Source organism: Serratia sp. BFP-2025 (genome assembly GCF_050880365.1).
Taxonomy (GTDB): domain Bacteria; phylum Pseudomonadota; class Gammaproteobacteria; order Enterobacterales; family Enterobacteriaceae; genus Serratia; species Serratia surfactantfaciens.
This window is the reverse complement of the sequence record NZ_JBPAFV010000001.1, coordinates 2,494,311-2,514,691: the sequence shown is the minus strand read 5'-3', so window position 1 is coordinate 2,514,691 and position 20,381 is coordinate 2,494,311. Positions and strand designations below refer to the sequence as shown.

The following is a 20,381-nucleotide window of genomic DNA, read 5'->3' as shown; positions in this document are numbered from 1 at the left end:
ATGTGATGCGAGTTCTCATTATTAATACCCTCTATACCCCCAATTTTGTTGGCGGTGCTGAGCGCTCGGTGCAGCTTCTAAGTGAAGAGTTGGTTAAAAATGGAGACGATGTGCGTGTTGTCACGTTGCATAAGAGTGCTACTCGGGAGTTCTCGACCATCAATGGAGTTGAAGTTGTTTACTTGCCATTAAGAAATATCTACTGGCCATTCGATAATTTACGCAGAGGATACTTAGAAAGATTAGTCTGGCATTTTATCGATAACTATAATCCCATGATGAAGGCATTAATTTTATCTGAGATCTTGTTGTTTACACCTGACATTGTTCATACTAACAATTTGTGTGGTTTTTCTGTTGCTGTATGGGATGCCGCGGATAAGTGCGGTGTAAAGATAATTCATACCGCTCGTGACTACTATCTTTTTCATCCAAACTCAACACTGTATAAAAAAGGAAGAAATACTAATGAGCATAGTATTAGTGTTCTGATCTTTTCTCTTCTAAAAAAATTAAAATCACGAAAGGTTAGTTTTTTTGTTGGGATAAGTGATTATATAAGAAAGTTCCATACTATAAATGGATTTTTTTCTTCCTGCGATGGTATAACAATTTATAATGCTGTGGTTATTAACCGGCCACAAAGAGAAAGAGATGATGTTGTTAAAATAGGCTACATAGGTCGACTTAGTGAGGAGAAAGGTTTTGATGATTTCTGTTCAACCATTATCTTTTTGCGAAAGAATAGTATTAACATAGAAGCATTAGCTGCAGGGAAATTCAACAACTCTAAAAATAGTAATTCTCTCGAAATGTTGGCAGATGCAGCGAATGTTAGAGTAAGTGAGTATGAGGATATCGAAGAATTTCTTTCAAAAGTTGATCTGGTTATTTTGCCTACGAAGTGGAGAGAACCATTCGGTCGGACTATCGTTGAGAGCGCTTTAGCCAATAAACCTGTATTTACAAGCCCTATTGGTGGAATTGTTGAATTGATGTCTCTATTGCCTAATGTGAAGCCATTAGTATTAAGTGATATTGAGCGAGAGATTTTAATGCCTAGTATTGCTCTCCCTGATGCGCGCGATGTGATCGAATTTAGTATTGAAAAAACAACTAGCGAGTATAAGAAAATATATGAAAGAGCCTGCAGCAGAACTTGAGCTAAAAGAGGTGCCTGGTGAATTGATCTCAATCGATTCCTTCTTTTTTTTAGTTGGGTTGTTTTTTGCACTTTACTATTTGTATTCGTTCTCTAAAGGTCGCGGTTTTAGCAGGTATCTTTTTATATTTCTGTTATATTATATAATATGTTCATATTCATCTTATAATATGATGGTTATGCCAATACATGATTTTAACATTCCAGTTGCGCGTAATTTCATCTATCATTATAAGATTTACTCTATATTATCACCATTAGATATAGTTTCCATTGTGTTCTTGTTTTTCGTACTGTCTCGAGTCGTAATCTCAAGGGTTGATTACTGCAATGTTAATGCACTCATAATTAAAATACTGTTGTTGATAATTCTTCAGGCTGTTTTCATTGCTGTTGTTTCTTCTTTTGGTTATTATGTGCACTCAGCAAGAGGTGGTATGGTTAGTTTTAAAGATCATGCTGTCTACATCAGAGGCATTATTTACTTTTTGACGTTTTTAATTCTGTTCTTTAAAGTATATCCGGAGTTAAAAAACTATAGTTTTTATGATATTTTAAAGCTGTTTATTGTAATTGATGTGATTAATTTTATTTCAAGTTTAGTTTCGTGCGGTATTTACTATGATTTTTTGTGGGAGAGATACGGGGTAAAAGTAACTATTATAGATCAAGACAAAATATATAATTATTTTACAATGTATGCTTTGATTTTTGTAGTAATGCCTTTTTCATTTATCAAGTCGATGAGATTTATTTATTGGGCAGCACTGACTATTGGTCTCTTCGTATTCTTAAATATATATAAATTCATTTTCGTCATTGCTGCTATTTTTCTGTTCTATGACATTTTTATTTCTGCGCTTTCCGGCGGAAAATATAAAATAAAGCTAGTGCTGAGTGCACTTATTATAGCATTGACATTACCAGCAACCGTGCCTATGCTAACCAGTAAGTCTATAGTAACTCGGTCTAGTCAGTTAAATGACTATTGGAAATATACAGGACATTACTTCCCAGCGAATCTTATTGGTATAGGATATGGTGGAAAATATATTTCACCGACAGGGATTGCTGATAAAGGTGAAACAAAAAAGATCGACCAGTATCCTGAGGGTGAGGTGGTCTATAAGAAAAGCATTCAGATGCCGATGTTAACACAGGTTAAGAATAGTGGAATTATTGGTTTTTCTTTTATGTTGGTTATGGCTCTATTATTCATGTGTGTTATTATTCCTGAGAATATCAGGAATAATAACACACCGTTTTCAACGGTGATTTTTTTTAATATTTTATGGTTGATGGCTAGTACAAGTATCATTATTCAGCCATATCCAATGCCTGCACTTTCCTTTTTCAAACTTTTGATTTTGACTGTTTTACTCATTCACTTTAAAGATGAATCCAGAAATCGAAAATCCATTATCGGTAAAGTTTATGAATAGCTGGCTTGTTTTGGTAAAAGAATATTTATTCCGGCGAGTAAAGAGAATACTCCATTTTGCTCCTTGGAGGATTCAAGATTGTTTGGTTTTTTTTTATTACTTTAGACGTTTCCCTAGATTGAGAAATCCGATAAGTTTCAATGAGAAGGTGCTGTACAGAAAAAGTAGACAGTTTGAGCTGAGCGCTTTTTCTATATTGGCTGATAAATATAAAGTCAGACAGTATATCAGTGATACAATAGGTAATGAGTTTTTAGTACCTCTTCTTTTTCATTCAAAACATCCCATAAAACCTTGCGATTTAAGATTTGGATGTGATGTGATTATTAAACCAAATCACTGTGCTGGGATGTATGTGGTCATACCTGAAATAGCTGATGATTTTTTCCTTGATAGGATCTGTAGTGAGGTAAATAAATGGCTTTCTATCGATTTTTCACAGGTCCAGAGAGAGAGACATTACAGTAAAATATCACCTAAAATACTGGTGGAAAAACTATTAGGTGATGGATTTAAGGCTCCTATTGATTACAAGTTCCATATATTCAATAATGCTAATGGTAATACAAATTATGTATTGCAGGTAATCGATGATAGATTCTCCGGTAAGATTCGTAGAACTTTTTATGTAAATAGTTTGGAAACAGTGTTTTGTAAAGAAAAGGGGGAGGAGGGGGTACCTGTATGTAGCAATCTACTTGCTTGTGCATTGAGCAAAAGCTTAACGTTGGCCGCTAAATTTGATTATGTCAGGGTTGATTGGTATATTCATTCAGGAAACTTGTACTTTGGCGAAATGACATTTACGCCTGCCGCAGGGTTTGGTATTGGCTTCGGTGATGAATTAGACAATGTTATGGGGCATTTTTGGTCTATGAGCTCATTGGATCAATTACGAGCCTCCACAATTGGATTGGAGCGCTATAATTGATTTACATTAATGCAAGATTTCTTACTCAAGAACTCACTGGAGTTCAGCGCTACGCCAAAGAGATCTCTTTAGCGTTGATGTTGCTCAGAGATGATATCATTTTTCTTGTTCCAAGGAATATTGTTTTTGGGGAGTTTCCTGAGTCTGCCACTATCAGAATTATAGGTAGCAATACTGGTTATCTGTGGGAACAGTATGATCTACCGCGTTACCTGCTGACGCTAGGAAGTCCTTTACTTGTGAATCTCTGTAATCTAGCGCCGGTTTTTTATAAAAATAAAGTTATTACACTTCATGATATTACTTACAAGCGGTTTCCACAAAGTTATACATGGCAATTTCGCGGAATCTATAATTTCATGACCCCTTTTTTGATTCGTTTTTGCAAGAAAATTGTGACAGTGAGCAATTTTTCCAAGAATGAATTGATTCATAATTTCTCATGTAATGACCAAGATGTGGATGTTGTTTATAATGCTGTGTCTAAAAACTTTATTCACAATAACGAAATTGATTCTAAATCAGAAGTAAGGTACTTTCTTGCATTATCGTCGCCTCTTTACCATAAAAACTTAAGTTTTTTAATTGATGTATTTTTAGTCTTCTCGAAAAAATACGATGTTGAGCTGAGAGTCGTTGGTGATAGAAACCATGCCCATCTCTCGTTAGACAGCGACAAATTTGACGAGTTGAATGCAAGCCGCGTGAAGTTTTTGGGACGCGTCGATGATAATTCTTTGTCGGAATTATATAAAAATGCAGTTGCGTTTGTGTTTCCATCTCTCTATGAAGGATTCGGTATTCCACCTATTGAGGCACAGGCCTGTAGCTGCCCAGTAATTTCTTCCAATGCAGCCTCTATGCCTGAGGTGTTACAAGACAGTGCTTTTTTTTTCTCTCCGGAGAGTAGCTCAGAGCTATATTCTGCTATGGAACTGTTAATGCTGGATACAAATTTAAGAACAGAACTAGTTGCAAGTGGTAGAGAGAACGCAAAAAGATTTTCTTGGAGTAAATCTGCAGAAAAGTTAAACTCTCTTTTGGATGGCATAATTTGATTAATTACACGCTTTTCTTCCCTATAGACTTATATGGGGTGTTTTTAGAAATGAAAATATCCCTAGAGGTCAGCAATGTTATATAGCAATGTTAATATTGGTGTTGTAGCAGATTGGTTGGTTACATATGCTGGTTCAGAAAGTGTCATTAAACAGGTTCTTAATGCTTTCCCTACATCAACTCTTTACGCTGTAGTTGATTTTTTAAATGATCGAGATCGTGCTGAATTATTTGGTAAGACTGCGAAAACTACATTTATACAACAGTTGCCTTTCGCAAAGAAACTCTATCAATCATACCTTCCATTAATGCCTTATGCGGTTGAACAGCTAAATATGAAGGAGCACGATATTATCATATCGAGCAGCCATGCTGTTTCTAAAGGTGTTTTATCTGGACCTGATCAATTGCATATCAGCTATGTTCATTCACCAATGCGCTATGCATGGGACTTGCAACATCAGTATCTAAAAGAGTCCGGCTATGATTCTGGGTTGCGGGGATTATTGATTAAATGGTTCTTGCATAAAATGAGACTCTGGGATTGCCGTACCTCTAATGGAGTGGATTTTTTTATTGCTAATTCACACTTCATCGCTAGGAGGATAAAGAAAGTATATGGTCGAGATGCTGACGTAATTTATCCGCCAGTTGATAGCTCTCAATTTGTTTATAGAGAGTCAAAAGACGATTATTATATGACGGCCTCTAGACTTGTACCTTATAAACGAATAGATTTAATTGTAGATGCTTTCTCGTTAATGCCAACTAAAAAACTAATTGTCATTGGTGACGGCCCTGAAATCAAAAAGATTAAGATGAAGGCGTCTTCTAATGTTCATATATTAGGCTATAAAGATAAGTCTGAACTTATTGACTATATGTCACATGCAAAGGCATTTATATTTGCTGCAGAAGAGGATTTTGGAATTGTTCCCGTTGAGGCTCAGGGTTGCGGAACTCCTGTTATCGCGTTCGGGAGAGGGGGCGCACTGGAAACAGTTAGACCTTATGGTGTCGGAAAGGCAACAGGGCTATTCTTTGAACGACAAGATGTTAAATCATTAATCGAGAGTGTTCATCGCTTTGAAAAAGTCCAAGACAAAATTCTACCTTCCGATTGTTGTAATAATGCGCTGAAGTTTTCTTCTGAAAGGTTTGATAAAGAGTTTAGTGAGTATGTCAGCGAAAAGTGGCTATTATTTAATGAAAATAAAATGATTGTTTACTAATGGTTTTGGTTAAAGATTCTTATTAATAGCGAATAAGATTGTTTTTCAAATTAGTTATGGATGGAAAACCCAATGTCAAATAGCCATGGGAATGTTAAAGGTTTTATTTCTAAGTTTGCATTAATTTTATCTGATTTGATTTTTTTTAATGTTTCAATATATATCTCTTACTTTCTTATCTATAGATTTTTAGATGATCCAGGTATTTATCTTTTATCTGATGGATATGGCGTTAGAGTCCTGGTACATTTTATTCTCTCTCTGATTTGTATTTTTTGGTTCCTGACTAGATTACGGCATTATACCTACAGAAAACCTTTTTGGTTTGAATTGAAAGAAACTGTTCGTACGTTGCTTATCTTTGCAGTTTTAGATCTTTCATTAGTTGCTTTCTCTAAGTGGAATTTCTCGCGTTATATCTGGATGTCTACCTGGCTACTGATTATCTTCCTTGTTCCATTAGGTCGAATCATAACTAAGCACTTGTTGAATAAGCTTAATTTATGGAAAAAGAATACTATCATTATAGGCTCTGGAAAGAATGCCATGGAGGCTTATGCAGCATTGCAAAGTGAAGAGGTACTTGGATTTGATGTGACTGCTTTTTATTGTACTGATGTCTCAAACAATAATATCGCAGTAAATGTTCCTGTAATTGAAACGGAAGAAAGGTTGTGGGAGATTGCTGATGTTGAAAATACGCAGTTTATTGTGGCACTTGAATATGAGCAAAATACGCTTCGTGACTGGTGGTTGAAGAATCTTGTTAAACACAATTGTCGATCTGTCTCGGTTATTCCTACGTTGAGAGGTGTCCCATTATATGGGACAGATATGTCATTTATTTTTAGCCATGAAGTTATGATTTTGCGTGTTAATAATAACCTTGCTAAACGCTCATCAAGAATCGTTAAGCGCCTCTTTGATATAGTTGGTTCATTTTCTATTATTCTCGCATTGTCACCGGTTTTAATTTTTCTTGCTTATAAAGTATCTCGAGATGGTGGGAAGGCTATTTATGGGCATGAACGTATTGGACAATATGGCGTTAAATTTAAATGCTTGAAGTTTAGATCAATGGTCGTAAATTCTCAGGAGGTTTTGAAAAATCTCTTGGAAAATGATGCCGATGCTCGCGCAGAATGGGATAAAGATTTTAAATTAAAAAATGATCCTAGAATTACAAAAATAGGTCATTTTATTAGGAAGACAAGCTTGGATGAATTACCGCAGTTGTGGAATGTGTTAAAGGGAGAAATGAGTTTAGTTGGCCCACGGCCGGTTATTGAAGCGGAGCTTGAACGCTACGCTGGTGACGTAGATTATTACTTAATGGCAAAGCCTGGTATGACAGGGCTTTGGCAGGTTAGCGGACGTAATGATATTGATTATGATACGAGGGTATATTTCGATGCTTGGTATGTGAAAAATTGGGCATTATGGAATGATATTGCTATTCTTTTTAAGACTATAGGTGTAGTTTTGAAGCGAGATGGTGCTTACTAATCAATTTCTTTTCATTTTATCTATGCTTGAAGAAGGCCAGCTTTAAAAGTTTTTCAGTCAAAGCTGGCTCTTAATCATGCTGTCGTTTTGCTTGAGTGCATTTGACGCAACGTTGAATATAAAGCGTTGCGTCCTCCTTTCTATGATCTTTATTCCCCTATCCTATCCTATCCTATCCTATCCTATCCTATCCTATCCTATCCTATTCTTTTCTCTATATCCCTTCTTGATTTTTACTTTTCGATATGATGAATTTTATTCATATGGCTTATTTAAAATTTTATTCACTATCTCTTGGTTTGTAGCTCCACGAGTTTTAAAGCATTAAAATAAATTTTCTCCTCGTGATAAAGTTTTTTGGAGGCTTTAGGGTCTTCCTATCTGATGGCTTATAACTCCTTGTGTTTTATCGAGTTACTGAGTTTGAACTGCTGTCTAAGTAGTATCGGATTGACTGATATATCTGTTGATAATCGGATGTGCTCTATATTCTAATTATGGCTTAGTATTAATAAACTTTAGATGTTGAAATGCGAATTGTTTGCACCCTAACGTTAATTTTTTTTATTTATATCTTTTGATTCCTTGCTAATTCTTTGTTCTTATTGGCTTTTTGTTTTTCTAATAAAATTCCTATTCACTTGACAGTATCGTGTTTTTGAACTTTTCTTTATATGCGAAGTAAGGGGGTTTTCGCACGTTATTCAATTATGCGGTTACAATTTATCGCTAACGCCAGGTTTTAAATCGGGTTTTGATTTTGCCTAGCTAAAACCATTTTATTTTTTAAGGATACGATTATGGCTTCTCTAGTGTACCAGAAAGAGGCGGCAGCGCTTCTTTTAGCTGTGCTTGGACAAAATGCATCGCCAAGCGTGTTTGACACTGTTGGTAATCAAATAGAGAAAGGGCAAACTACCGCTCAAGCATACATCTCCAGTCTTTTATCCTCCAGTGCTGGACAGGCACTCTATGCATCAAAAACAGACGTTGAAATTTTACAGAGTATCTACACAGCAGCTTATGGTAGCTCACCGACGACCGCGCAGCTACAGGCGATTCTTGCTGGGAGCACCTTGAATGATGCCATATCAAACGCCGTTAACTCTTTGCTGAATTACAGTGGTTTTGATAGCGGAACGCTGGCGTCCCAGAGCAACTTCGATGCGCAACTCAATAATGTGCTATTCCCGGGTACCAGCGCAGCTGGGTCCGGTCCTGGCGTGTCGGATGCATTGGCACTCTATTATCTGGCCGGCATTGATCCTGTCACCAGTACGGTTATTACACTGGCTACTCAGATAAATACGTCTGCGCAATCCTTCTCGCAAGTAGCCAATAAATTTGTTACCGACCGAGCAGCGCTCAATTCGTTATCAAACACAGATTTTATCAATAAGGTGTTTAATGAAGCCTACGAACGAGCGCCAAGTAACAGTGAGTTCTCCGCTCTGAGTGCAATTCTTAGCGGGGGCGGCACTAAAGGTGATGTGCTAGTCAGTATCATTACTGGATTGCGCGGCACCGTAGGTTCCGGTGATACTACGGCGCAGCAATTCTTCCTGAATGAAACTCAGCCTGATGGTGCCGGCCAACTGGCTGGTTTGGCTGCTCGTGAACAGGTTGCTTCCATCTATCTTGCTGTACCTCAACGTGATGTTGATGCGCAAGGCTTGGACGACTGGAGCAATTATCTGGGTAAGCACGGTAACACTTTTACTTCACTGACCACAAAACTGTTGACCTCTGTTGAGTTCCAGAAGAAAGGTGCTCAATTGACCGGCACTGACTTCATTCAGCACGTATATACTGGCGTTCACGGTGTTGCTGCTACACCAGCGCAAATTGCACTGTATAGCGGGTTAACCGACAAAGGCGCGATTACGACTGCGATCATTAATGACCTGCGCAACTCAACTGCCACTGACGCCACTACTGTAACTCAGCAGCATGGCTTCGAATATGACATCGGTACTAGCCTGCTGTATAAAACCGCTGCATCTCTGACTGCAACGGCTGCTGGCGGCAACGCGACAGGAACTGTCAACACTGGCGCTTCCCACCAAATTAGCAACGCCGAAACCGCAGTACTGACGAATGTTCAACTGAACGCCAATGCTGCCAGCCTGGTCAACCTGAAGTTCGCCGATCATCTGGCTAACCTGACCATTAACGGCACCAGCGCTGCAACGGTCAACCTGTCTGACAACGGCGTCAACCCAGGGGTTGCTGTCACCGTTAACAACGGCAATGTGATTCTGAACGCCAGTTCGGGTGCAGATAACGTGGTTGTTACTTCGGCGGCTAACATCGCGACCGGTACCGCACAGTTTAACCTCGGCGCCGGCAACGACAGCCTGCACTGGGCGGGTAATGGGGTTGCCGGCGGGGCGAACACCGTTGCCAATACCGTCAAGGCAGACGGCGGTACCGGCACCGATTCTATCTCTGCCAACTTCATCACCAAGACCGTAGTAACCAACCAGAACGCCCTGGGCGTGCGTACCAGTACGGTGACCAGCAACGCCAACAACTTCTCGAACTTCGAGCAGATTGATCTGACCGGCTACATCGGTAAGTCTGTCGGTACGCTGATTACGACACCGCTGATTGGTTCGCCGACTACCACTACCGTCACTACGCCAACCAACACCTTCGACTTCGGCCTGACCAACGGCACGTCCACGGTGGAAGGCACTACCGGCGGTACGGTCACCCAAAACGCGGCGGCGACCAACCTGGGGGCGCAAGGTTTCGTGATTTCCGGGCTGGCTAACGTCAACGTCATCAACGCCGCCGGCGGTAACGCCGCGCAGCTGGAAGTGAAAGGGGACGCGACCTCCGCCAGTACGCTGAACTTCACCTTCGTGCAGAACGCCACCGATCACTTCAACATCAACTTCGATGCGGTGAGTTCGGCCAACGTGAATGCCGGCGCCATCAGCCTGAACAGCAGCAGCAGCGCCCTGCTGGGCACTGCGCTGACAACGGTGAACGTGGCTTCCGGCGGTACAGGTTCGTTTAACAACATTCTGTCTCTGGCCGGTACCAATGCGCAGGTTCAGACTGTTAATGTGACTGGCGATCATGCGTTGAATCTGACGCTGGGCAGCGGTTTCAGTAACGTGCGTGATGTTAACGCTTCGACCAATACCGGCGGTTTGAACCTGGATTCAAGCCATGCGGGTACTGGTGACGGTATCATCGTGCAGCTGTTGAACGCCTTGCCATTGAGCGCGGTTACCACCGCGTTGCTGACCCCGTTGTTGAACACCTTGGGCCTGAACGGTTATCAACTGACGGTTGAAGGGACGTCGACAGCCGACAGCTTCAACGTACTGGGCAACACCACGTTGACCGGCGGTGCCGGGGCGAATATCTACGATCTGAAATCCAGTAACACGCAGGCGGGGGTCACCATCACCGACTTTAGCACCGCGAAGGACAAGATCGTTGATGCTGCTTCCGGGCTGACCCTGTCCAATACCGGTACTGCGGTGGCGGATTACGGTACTCGCGCTTCAGATACGTTGGATGCACTGTTGGGCTCGTTGGTTGGCGGTCTGACCACCGGCGTTGTCGGCCTGTTGGGCGGCATCCTGGGCCTGAGCAATCCAAACTCGCTGACGGCGAAGGTGGGCGTGGCTTCGGTGGTGTTCAGCGGTACCGGTAACAATGCTGACTCCTATGTGATTATTGATAACAACAATAACCACACGCTGGATGCCAACGACACGGTTATTTACCTGACTGGCCAGAACCACCAGCAATTGGTGGATACTCTGCACTACGCCTAAGGGTAAAGTTGCAATAACCAATAATTCCCCATGGGACTATTGGGGATTAAATAATGCGGGGGCGTAACCCCCCGCATGTTTAATTTTGTGAGCGGCATCATCCTCTCTAAGTTATTCCATTTCGTTATCTTCCTCTCTTATTTTTGATCTCCTGTATCTCATTGTTTTGTCATGGTTTATTTCATCTTTTTGACCGTCTTTTTTTTTATGGCCAACCTTGCCGATTTTCACTTTCTCAACCTATAGTTAACGAAAGTATCTGCAGTCTCGGGCATTTTTTTGGGGTGAGTCTTCCCGGGGTAAATTCTTTTTTAGGAATTTCTTTAGGGGAGGGGTCAATGCGGATTGGACTGACAGTGCACATGATGTAAGGGCAGAACGTGAATCAATTTATCCCGCGCAACGAAATTGCGGATGTTATACGGACGCGCAGTAAAGTCTTCTGGACCGTTGGTATTTTCACGGCGTTTATTAACCTGTTAATGCTGGTTCCTTCCATTTACATGCTCCAGGTTTATGACCGGGTGCTCCCTTCGCGTAATGAAATCACGCTGTTAATGCTGACGCTGATCATGCTGGGTATGTTTGGCATGATGTCCTTGCTTGAATACGTGCGCAGCATGGTGGTGATCCGCATCGGCAGCCAGCTGGATATGCGCCTCAATACGCGCATCTATACGGCGGCTTACGAGGCGAATCTAAAGAACGGCTCTTCCGATGCCGGCCAGATGTTGAGCGATCTGACCAACGTGCGCCAGTTTTTGACCGGAAGCGCGCTATTTGCCTTCTTCGATGCGCCCTGGTTCCCGATCTATCTGCTGGTGATTTTCCTGTTTAACCCTTGGCTGGGGTTGTTCGCCCTGGTGGGTTCCTTGCTGTTGATCGCCCTGGCGGTGATCAACGAAGTGGTGTCGAAGAAGCCGTTGGCGGATGCCAGCCGCCTTTCTATTATGTCGAGCAGTCTGGCCAGCACCAACCTGCGCAATGCCGAAGTGATCGAAGCGCTGGGCATGTTGCCTAATCTGAAAGGACGCTGGTTCGGTCTGCATCAGCGCTTCCTGAACAGCCAACGCATCGCCAGCGAGCGGGCGTCGCGGGTGACGTCGATCACCAAGTTTGTGCGTCTGTCGCTCCAGTCGTTGGTTTTGGGGCTTGGGGGCTGGCTGGCGATCGATGGGCACATCACGCCGGGCATGATGATCGCCGGTTCGATTTTGATGGGGCGCACGCTGGCGCCGATCGAGCAGGTGATCAACGTTTGGAAAAGTTGGAGTTCCGCCAAGCTGGCATACCAGCGCCTGGTGCGCTTGCTGGAGCAGCATCCTCCGCGCGGTACCGGCATGTCGTTGCCGCGTCCGGAAGGGGTGATCTCCGTTGAAGGGGTGACCGCCACGCCGCCCGGTTCGAAGGGAAGTGCGGTGTTGCATAACGTCAGCTTTGCCATTCAGCCGGGAGACGTGCTGGGGATTATTGGGCCAAGCGCCTCCGGCAAGTCAACGCTGGCGCGCCTGTTGGTCGGTATCTGGCCAGTCAGCGAAGGCATTGTGCGGCTCGACAACGCCGATATCTATCAGTGGAACAAGGACGAACTGGGGCCTTTCATCGGTTATCTGCCGCAAGATATTGAACTGTTCGCCGGCAGCATCGCAGAGAACATCGCCCGCTTCAACGAACTGGACTCGGAGAAAGTGATCGAGGCCGCCAAGTTGGCTGGGGTGCATGAGCTGATTCTGCGCTTCCCTAATGGCTATGATTCGGTGATCGGCAGCGGTGGCGCCGGGCTTTCCGGTGGTCAGAAACAGCGTATCGGTTTGGCGCGCGCGCTGTATGGCGATCCTTCTCTTATCGTGCTGGATGAACCCAACTCCAATCTGGACGATGCCGGCGAGCGGGCGTTGAACCAGGCCATTACGTTCCTTAAACAGCGGAATAAGACGGTGATTCTGATTACTCACCGTACCAATCTACTGGCGATGACCAATAAGCTGTTGCTGTTGGTTAACGGGAACGTCAATGCGTTTGGCCCTACGCAGCAAGTACTGCAGGCGTTGGCGAATGCGCAAAAAGCGCAGGTGCCTCCGCAGGCGGTGCGCGCGGTGAACTCCGAGCCGGATGAAGGCGATATTCCTAAAACTCAAATTAATTAAGCCGTGAACTTGTCTGGCGGCGCCGTTGCGTCGCCGACAGTCAAAGGAGTTGGTATGTCTACGCATATTGGCGAGCCGAATGACTCGTACTCAGAACAGATCCCGCTGGATGAGCGTCGTTATACCCGCCTCGGGTGGTTGGCGCTGGGAGTGGGCGTGTTCGGCTTCTTAGCCTGGGCGGCGTTTGCGCCTCTGGATAAAGGGGTCGCTTCGCCGGGATCGGTAACCGTTTCCGGCAACCGTAAAACGGTGCAGGCGCCGGCCAGTGGCATCATCAAAAATATCGTGGTGAAAGACGGCGATAAGGTGAAAGCCGGCGAAGTCCTGGTGCAGTTGAGCCAGGTGCAGGCGCAGGCGCAGGTCGATTCTCTGCGCGATCAGTACTACACCACGCTGGCGACCGAAGGGCGTTTGCTCGCTGAACGGGATGGTCTGAGCACGGTCACTTTTTCCCCCATCTTCACCAAGATCAAGGATCAGCCGCGCGTCGCGGAGATCATCGCGCTGCAGACGCAGCTGTTCGCCTCCCGCCGCCAAGGGCTGCAGAGTGAAATCGACGGTTACAAGCAGTCGATGGACGGGATCCGTTTCCAGTTGAAAGGTCTGCAGGATTCGCGCGCCAACAAACAGATCCAACTCTCCAGCCTGCGTGAGCAGATGAACAGCATGAAACAACTGGCGGCGGACGGTTACCTGCCGCGTAACCGCTACCTGGAAATTCAGCGCCAGTTCGCCGAGGTGAACAGCAGCATCGATGAAACCGTCGGGCGAATTGGCCAATTGCAAAAGCAGCTGCAGGAATCTCAACAGCGTATCGATCAGCGTTTCGCCGACTATCAGCGCGAGGTCAGAACGCAGCTGGCGCAAACCCAAATGGACGCCAGCGAGTTCCGCAACAAACTGCAAATGGCCGATTTCGATCTGGGCAACACCGCCATCACCTCACCGGTGGACGGCACCGTGGTCGGATTGAATATCTTCACTCAGGGGGGCGTCGTGGGAGCGGGTGACCACCTGATGGACGTGGTACCCAGTCAGGCGACATTGGTGGTGGATTCTCGTCTGAAAGTCGACCTGATCGACAAGGTGTACAACGGGTTGCCGGTGGATCTGATGTTTACCGCCTTCAACCAAAATAAAACCCCGAAAATTCCGGGAACGGTCACCTTGGTTTCCGCCGACCGTCTGGTCGACAAAACCAATGGCGAACCTTACTACCAGATGCAGGTCACGGTCTCGCCGGAGGGCATGAAAATGCTCAGCGGTGAGGACATCAAGCCGGGGATGCCGGTGGAGGTGTTCGTGAAAACGGGGTCGCGCTCGCTGCTGAGCTATCTGTTTAAACCTATTTTGGATCGCGCTCATACTTCATTAACCGAGGAATAATTTTGATTCAATCAAAACGACAGGCTGCCGGTCTGGTTATCGGCACCCTATTGTTTGCGATGTCTGCGCCGGTTTATTCGATAGGGATTTTAGACGCATATTCGCTGGCATTAGAAAAGGACCCGACCTTCCGGGCGGCTATAAAAGAGAAAGAAGCGGGAGATGAAAACGAAAATATCGGCAGGGCGGGGTTGCTGCCGAAGGTATCGCTGAACTACCAGAATTCGCCGCGCAACTGGCAAACGCAGAAGTACCCGCAGAGCGACTTCTTTGGCAACATTACTGAAGCGACGCGGCGTCAGCAGTACCGCAGCTATTCCAGCTCGGTGACGTTGACGCAGCCGTTGTTCGATTACGAAGCCTATGCGCGCTATAAAGGCGGCGTGGCGCAGACGCTGATGTCGGACGAACGCTATCGCGGCAAACTGCTCGATCTGGCAGTGAGGGTGGTCAATGCCTATGTCGAAGTGGCCTATTCCAAAGATCAGATTGCCTTGGCCGAGGCGCAAAAGGCGGCTTATAAAGAGCAGTTGGCGTTGAACGACCGGCTGATGAGCGCGGGTGAGGGGACGCTGACCGACGTTTCCGAAACGCAGGCGCGCTACAGCCTGGCTGAAGCGCAGGTGATCGAAGCGCGCGATGCGTTGGATGCCGCGCAGCGTGAGTTGGAAGTGATCATCGGGGTACCGCTGAATCAACTGGATGAGCTGCAGGCCTTGCGGCCGGGCAAATTCCAGGTGGCACCGCTGATCCCGTCGAAGTTCGACGAGTGGCAAAAGATAGCTCTGGAGAATAACCCGATACTGGCCGCGTCGCGACACGGCGTCGATGCGGCGAAATACGAGGTAGAGAGAAACCGCGCCGGCTTTATGCCGAACGTGCAACTCTATGCTTCGCATTCGGAGAACGATTCCAGCAGCGACAACACGGTTAACCAGAAATACCGCACCGACAGCATCGGGGTACAGGTGAGTCTGCCGATTTACTCCGGCGGCGGCGTGGCGGCCTCAACGCGGCAGGCGGCGGCACGTTACGGCCAGGCGATGGCCGAGATGGATACGCAAGTGGGGTCGACGCTGAACGATCTGCGCAAGCAGTTCAATCTGTGCATCAGCAGCCGTGCCAAGCTGGCGGCCTACGAGCTGGCGGTGAAGTCGGCGACTACCCAGGTGACGGCGACCCGGCAGAGCGTATTGGCGGGGCAGCGCGTCAACGTCGATGTGCTCAACGCCGAACAGCAGCTCTATAGCGCCCAGCGCGATCTGGCTTCTGCCAAGTACACCTACATCAAGTCCTGGATTACCCTGCTGAGCGATTCCGGTACGCTGGACGAGAAGGATGTATTGCGTGTGGCGCAGTATTTCGCCCGCAGTCGCTAACAACATATTCACTATGAGCATTAATCTGAAAGAGCAGCACTACGCTGCTCTTTTTTGCGTTAATACCTTATGTTATCGACCGGTGCTTCTGTAAGCATCCCGGTAAAGCGGGCCATTCACTTTTAGAGATCTTCCGACATACTGATTATGTCCTCTGAGGAGATCACCGTGCGTAAAGCCCGATTCACCGAACACCAGATCATTGCTGTTCTGAAGTCCGTCGAGGCCGGACTTACCGTTAAGGATGTCTGCCGCAAGGCCGGGGTCTCTGAGGCCTCGTATTACAACTGGAAAGCGAAGTTTGGAGGTATGTAAGCCTCCGATATCAAAAGATGAAAGATCTGGAGGATGAAAACCGTCGGCTGAAACAGATGTTTGCGGACCTGAGTCTCGAGAGCCGTACACTGAAAGACGTTATTGAAAAAAAGCTTTAAAACCAGCGATAAAGCGTGAGCTGGTCAGCTATCTGACCGCGCAGTTTGCCATGAGCTTACGTTAGGCATGCAGGATATTGTCGCTGAGCAGGACGGTATTTCGTTATCAGCCGGATACGCGACGTGATGGGCCTGTCATTATGGCACTGACCGTGGCGGCTGAACGCTATCCGCGATACGGATTTAAAACGCTTTTTCAGGTGCTGCGCAGGCAAGGCAACAAACAGTTGGAACCATAAGCGCGTTCACCGGATTTACTGCCTGCTGAAACTGAATTTTCGCCATAAGAGAAAACAGCGCCTGCCGGTGCATAATCCTGTTCCACTGGCGACGCCAGAGGCGATGGACCAGAGCTGGTCCATCGATTTTATGCACGATGCGCTGGTGTGCGGCAGACGCTTCCGGACTTTCAACGTGGTGGATGATTTTAACCGCGAAGCATTGGCGATCGAAATTGACCTGAATATTCCGGCGCCGCGGGTCGTGAGAGTGCTGGAGAGGATCGTGGTAAACCGCGGATATCCGCTGAAGCTCGCTCGGAGCTGGTCTTGCCGACGCTGGCACAATGGGCAGAAGAGCATGGAGTGATGCTGGAATTTATCAGGCCCGGCAAGCCAACGCAGAATGCCTTTATCGAACGGTTCAACCGAACATACAGAACAGAAATACTGGATTTTTATCTGTTCAGAACACTGAATGAAGCACGGGAAATTACAGAGTGCTGGCAGGCTGAATATAGCGGCGAGTGCCCCCATGAATCCCTGAATAACCTGACACCGGAAGAGTGCCGGCTGATGGCTGAACCCCCGGAAACCTCAAAAAGTGCGTGGAACTAAAACAGGTGTACTTGCGGACTGTTTACTTACCAGCCAAAACCAAGTGCACCAAGGGAACTCTGGGGACAAATAGATGGTCAATTATGATTGAAAAGGCGTGCGTGAGTCCAAGTTTCATTTAGAATCAATTGATTGCTTAAAGAAGACGGTTCATCTTTAGCGCCAGGGGCGCGAGTAAGGAGTTTTTATGGCGGTTTTAGTCACCGGTGGCGCCGGCTACATCGGTTCTCACACTGTTCTGGCTTTGTTGGAACACGGCGAAAATGTTGTGGTGTTAGATAATTTATCGAACTCTTCTGATGAGTCTCTGCGTCGTGTTGAGAAACTCGCGGGCAGAAGTGCTCAGTTCTACCAAGGTGATATCTTGGATGCTGAGTGTCTGCATCATATCTTTGAGGCTCACGACATCTCGGCCGTGATCCATTTTGCTGGGCTAAAGGCTGTCGGAGAGTCGACGCGCAAGCCGCTAGAGTATTATCAGAACAATGTCACTGGCACGTTGATATTGTTGGAGGAGATGCGTCGTGCGGGGGTCCATAAGTTTATCTTTAGTTCTTCTGCCACGGTGTACGGTACTCCAGAAGAAGTTCCTTTGACTGAGACGTCACGCGTTGGCGGTACAACGAATCCTTACGGCACGTCTAAGTTGATGGTAGAACAAATTCTGCAAGACTTTGCTAAAGCAGAACCGCAATTCTCCATTACCGCCTTACGTTACTTCAATCCGGTCGGTGCGCACGAATCTGGCATGATCGGTGAAGATCCAAATGGTATACCTAACAATCTGATGCCTTATATTGCTCAGGTGGCGATTGGAAAACTGGAAAAACTGTCAATCTTTGGTGACGACTATCCGACTCAGGATGGCACGGGCGTCAGAGACTATATTCATGTCATGGATTTAGCTGAAGGTCACCTCAAGGCAATTGAACACATCGATGAACACCAGGGCTTTAAGGTCTATAATCTGGGGACTGGGGTAGGGTATTCGGTGTTGGAGATGCTACGCGCGTTTGAAAAGGCTTCGGGACGCAATGTGGCTTATCAAATCGTACCACGGCGAGAGGGGGACATTGCAGAGTGCTGGTCCGCTCCAGGATTGGCGTTCAAAGATTTGGGGTGGAAGGCTACCCGCGATTTGGATGCCATGATGCGTGATGCGTGGAATTGGCAGAAGAATAATCCTCAGGGCTATCGGCACGGTTGATAGCGAAGTTCGTTAATGACAAAATATGGCATAATGTAAATTAATTGTAACCAACGAGGGCTCAGTTGGCCGTTTATATGTTGGTTGCAATTTAAATGTGTTTAATAACAATGCATTGCCATGGTTTTACCTTCAATGAACCACATAAATTTTGACTATTTTTTGTGGATGAGTGTCGGATATTTTGATTAATTGTGCTAATCTCCGATACCTTCGTCAACGGTGCGTTCATTGAACTATCCATAATTTATTCTCGTTTAGTTTCTGTTCGAAAACTGGGCGAGTGGGTAGTGATAGACTGCCGGAGAGGCATGTTCAGATGGCCATCCTTTGGGCCTCTGAGGTGAGCGTATTAGTTAGCAGGTTACCTAATGAAAGTGATTGAGACACCAGTCGCAGGTGTGAAGTTGATTGAGCCGAAAGTGTTCGGTGATCATCGTGGTTTTTTCGTCGAAACGTTTCAAAAAAACCGCTATCAAGCAATGTTAGATATCGATGTGGATTTTGTTCAGGACAACCATTCGCGTTCTTCTAAAGGAGTATTGCGTGGTTTGCATTTCCAGCGAACCAAACCCCAAGGCAAGCTAGTCCGAGTTGTGCGTGGAGAGGTCTATGATGTTGTAGTGGATATCAGGGGCGATTCGCCGACGTTCAAAAAGTGGGTTGGTGTTCACTTGTCGGAACATAACCACCACCAACTTTGGGTTCCGCCAGGTCTTGCACATGGTTTCTTAGTGATTTCAGACATTGCTGATTTCGAATACAAGTGCACAGAGTACTATGATCCTGCTAGCGAAGCATGCTTGCTTTGGAATGATCCCGAAATTGGCATTGATTGGCCAGTCGATGAGCCGTTGCTATCGCCAAAGGATCTACAAGGTAAATTACTTAGAGAGCTTTTTTAATGCGTGTACTTTTGACAGGTTCTATGGGGCAACTGGGGCGCTGTTTCAGCGATAGGTTTCCTACCGATTGGAGCCTGCTAGCACTGGACAGCAAGCAACTTGACATCAGTGATTCTGATGCGATTGAGCAAGCGGTGACAGAATTTGGGCCCGATGTTATTGTGAACGCCGCTGCTTACACTGCCGTTGATAAGGCTGAATCTGAACCAGATGCAGCTAAAGCAATCAATACATACGGCCCTGGCTACCTGGCATCTGCTGCCGCTGCACGAAATATTCCTTTTGTACATGTATCAACCGACTATGTTTTTGATGGCCGTTCGGAGGAGCCTTACTGCGAAGATGCGCCCTGCTCGCCACAAAATATTTATGGTAAAACCAAGCTTGAAGGTGAGATGGCCGCGTTGAAGGCTAACCCAAAAACTATTGTAATAAGAACGGCTTGGGTATTCAGCGAGTACGGCAATAACTTTGTTAAAACGATGTTGCGCGTGGGGACGCAAAGGGATGAACTTGGCGTGGTAAGCGATCAGCTAGGCTGCCCGACTTATGCCGGTGATATCGCTGATGTCATTATCGCCATGCTGCAAGAACCAGGTGAATACGGTGTCTATCACTTTTGTGGGGATTCTGTGGTTTCTTGGTATGAGTTTGCGCAGATAATTTTCCAACAGGCCACTGAGAGTGGGCTATACCCACATCAGGTTAGAGTGAATCCGATTACTACGCAAGAGTATCCTACACCTGCGTCCCGGCCCGTATACTCTGTTCTTAACACTGATAAGATCTGCGCGTTGAATCTTAAACCTAGCGCTTGGCGCCAGCAGCTACATGCTGTGATCCACAAACTGTTGCAGTAGTGGAACTTGGTTTGCATGGAACCAAAGGGGATAATTTTATCCCCTTTGATGTTTTTGTTTTTTGGTGACGGTTTTCGTTCCAATTGACGAATGATAAA

Annotated in this window: 13 protein-coding genes and 1 pseudogene; all 14 read left to right on the top strand. The window is 45.7% G+C overall.

The features are described from left to right. The first annotated feature begins 5 nt into the window (after positions 1-5). Positions 6-1,163 carry a glycosyltransferase family 4 protein gene (locus ACRAWE_RS11995; protein ID WP_432525392.1) on the top strand — a complete coding sequence of 386 codons (1,158 nt, stop codon included), beginning with the start codon at positions 6-8 and terminating at the stop codon, positions 1,161-1,163. Then, positions 1,138-2,604 carry a hypothetical protein gene (locus tag ACRAWE_RS11990; RefSeq protein ID WP_432525391.1) on the top strand — a complete coding sequence of 489 codons (1,467 nt, stop codon included), beginning with the start codon at positions 1,138-1,140 and terminating at the stop codon, positions 2,602-2,604. The genes ACRAWE_RS11995 and ACRAWE_RS11990 overlap by 26 nt, the downstream gene beginning before the upstream one ends. After that, complete coding sequence (locus ACRAWE_RS11985; protein WP_432525390.1) at positions 2,597-3,535, top strand: ATP-grasp fold amidoligase family protein; 939 nt, start codon at positions 2,597-2,599, stop codon at positions 3,533-3,535. Before ACRAWE_RS11990 ends, ACRAWE_RS11985 begins: the two co-directional genes overlap by 8 nt. Beyond that, the gene (locus ACRAWE_RS11980) at positions 3,532-4,593 is read left to right on the top strand and encodes a glycosyltransferase family 4 protein (protein ID WP_432525389.1); all 1,062 of its coding nucleotides are present in this window, start codon (positions 3,532-3,534) and stop codon (positions 4,591-4,593) included. The genes ACRAWE_RS11985 and ACRAWE_RS11980 overlap by 4 nt, the downstream gene beginning before the upstream one ends. 75 nt (positions 4,594-4,668) lie before the next feature. Next, positions 4,669-5,826, top strand: coding sequence for a glycosyltransferase family 4 protein (locus ACRAWE_RS11975; RefSeq protein ID WP_432525388.1), 1,158 nt, complete (start codon positions 4,669-4,671; stop codon positions 5,824-5,826). Positions 5,827-5,898: 72 nt separating this feature from the next. After that, positions 5,899-7,332 (top strand): undecaprenyl-phosphate galactose phosphotransferase WbaP, encoded by a 1,434-nt coding sequence (gene wbaP, locus ACRAWE_RS11970; protein WP_432525387.1) that lies wholly within the window; start codon positions 5,899-5,901, stop codon positions 7,330-7,332. A gap of 800 nt (positions 7,333-8,132) precedes the next feature. Further along, the gene (locus ACRAWE_RS11965) at positions 8,133-11,129 is read left to right on the top strand and encodes a beta strand repeat-containing protein (RefSeq protein WP_432525386.1); all 2,997 of its coding nucleotides are present in this window, start codon (positions 8,133-8,135) and stop codon (positions 11,127-11,129) included. Between the two features lie 380 nt (positions 11,130-11,509). Continuing rightward, complete coding sequence (locus tag ACRAWE_RS11960) at positions 11,510-13,276, top strand: type I secretion system permease/ATPase (RefSeq protein ID WP_432525385.1); 1,767 nt, start codon at positions 11,510-11,512, stop codon at positions 13,274-13,276. A gap of 54 nt (positions 13,277-13,330) precedes the next feature. Beyond that, a complete protein-coding gene (locus ACRAWE_RS11955; protein WP_154746826.1) occupies positions 13,331-14,662 on the top strand; it encodes an HlyD family type I secretion periplasmic adaptor subunit in 1,332 nt (443 codons plus the stop codon). A gap of 2 nt (positions 14,663-14,664) precedes the next feature. Further along, positions 14,665-16,041, top strand: a complete 1,377-nt coding sequence (locus tag ACRAWE_RS11950) for a TolC family outer membrane protein (RefSeq protein WP_432525384.1) — start codon at positions 14,665-14,667, stop codon at positions 16,039-16,041. Positions 16,042-16,209: 168 nt separating this feature from the next. After that, positions 16,210-17,311 (top strand): annotated as a pseudogene (locus ACRAWE_RS11945) (IS3 family transposase). Between the two features lie 187 nt (positions 17,312-17,498). Then, on the top strand, positions 17,499-18,518 hold the full coding sequence (gene galE, locus ACRAWE_RS11940; RefSeq protein WP_432525383.1) for a UDP-glucose 4-epimerase GalE: 1,020 nt from the start codon (positions 17,499-17,501) through the stop codon (positions 18,516-18,518). A 371-nt stretch (positions 18,519-18,889) separates the two neighbouring features. Next, positions 18,890-19,423, top strand: a complete 534-nt coding sequence (rfbC, locus tag ACRAWE_RS11935; RefSeq protein ID WP_432525382.1) for a dTDP-4-dehydrorhamnose 3,5-epimerase — start codon at positions 18,890-18,892, stop codon at positions 19,421-19,423. Beyond that, complete coding sequence (gene rfbD, locus ACRAWE_RS11930; protein ID WP_432525381.1) at positions 19,423-20,283, top strand: dTDP-4-dehydrorhamnose reductase; 861 nt, start codon at positions 19,423-19,425, stop codon at positions 20,281-20,283. Before rfbC ends, rfbD begins: the two co-directional genes overlap by 1 nt. Positions 20,284-20,381: the final 98 nt, after the last annotated feature.

Coding starts and splice junctions, on each gene's coding strand:
- ACRAWE_RS11995 (WP_432525392.1), top strand. CDS start 6: ATGCGAGTTCTCATTATTAATACCCTCTATACCCCCAATTTTGTTGGC.
- ACRAWE_RS11990 (WP_432525391.1), top strand. CDS start 1,138: ATGAAAGAGCCTGCAGCAGAACTTGAGCTAAAAGAGGTGCCTGGTGAA.
- ACRAWE_RS11985 (WP_432525390.1), top strand. CDS start 2,597: ATGAATAGCTGGCTTGTTTTGGTAAAAGAATATTTATTCCGGCGAGTA.
- ACRAWE_RS11975 (WP_432525388.1), top strand. CDS start 4,669: ATGTTATATAGCAATGTTAATATTGGTGTTGTAGCAGATTGGTTGGTT.
- wbaP (WP_432525387.1), top strand. CDS start 5,899: ATGTCAAATAGCCATGGGAATGTTAAAGGTTTTATTTCTAAGTTTGCA.
- ACRAWE_RS11965 (WP_432525386.1), top strand. CDS start 8,133: ATGGCTTCTCTAGTGTACCAGAAAGAGGCGGCAGCGCTTCTTTTAGCT.
- ACRAWE_RS11955 (WP_154746826.1), top strand. CDS start 13,331: ATGTCTACGCATATTGGCGAGCCGAATGACTCGTACTCAGAACAGATC.
- galE (WP_432525383.1), top strand. CDS start 17,499: ATGGCGGTTTTAGTCACCGGTGGCGCCGGCTACATCGGTTCTCACACT.
- rfbC (WP_432525382.1), top strand. CDS start 18,890: ATGAAAGTGATTGAGACACCAGTCGCAGGTGTGAAGTTGATTGAGCCG.
- rfbD (WP_432525381.1), top strand. CDS start 19,423: ATGCGTGTACTTTTGACAGGTTCTATGGGGCAACTGGGGCGCTGTTTC.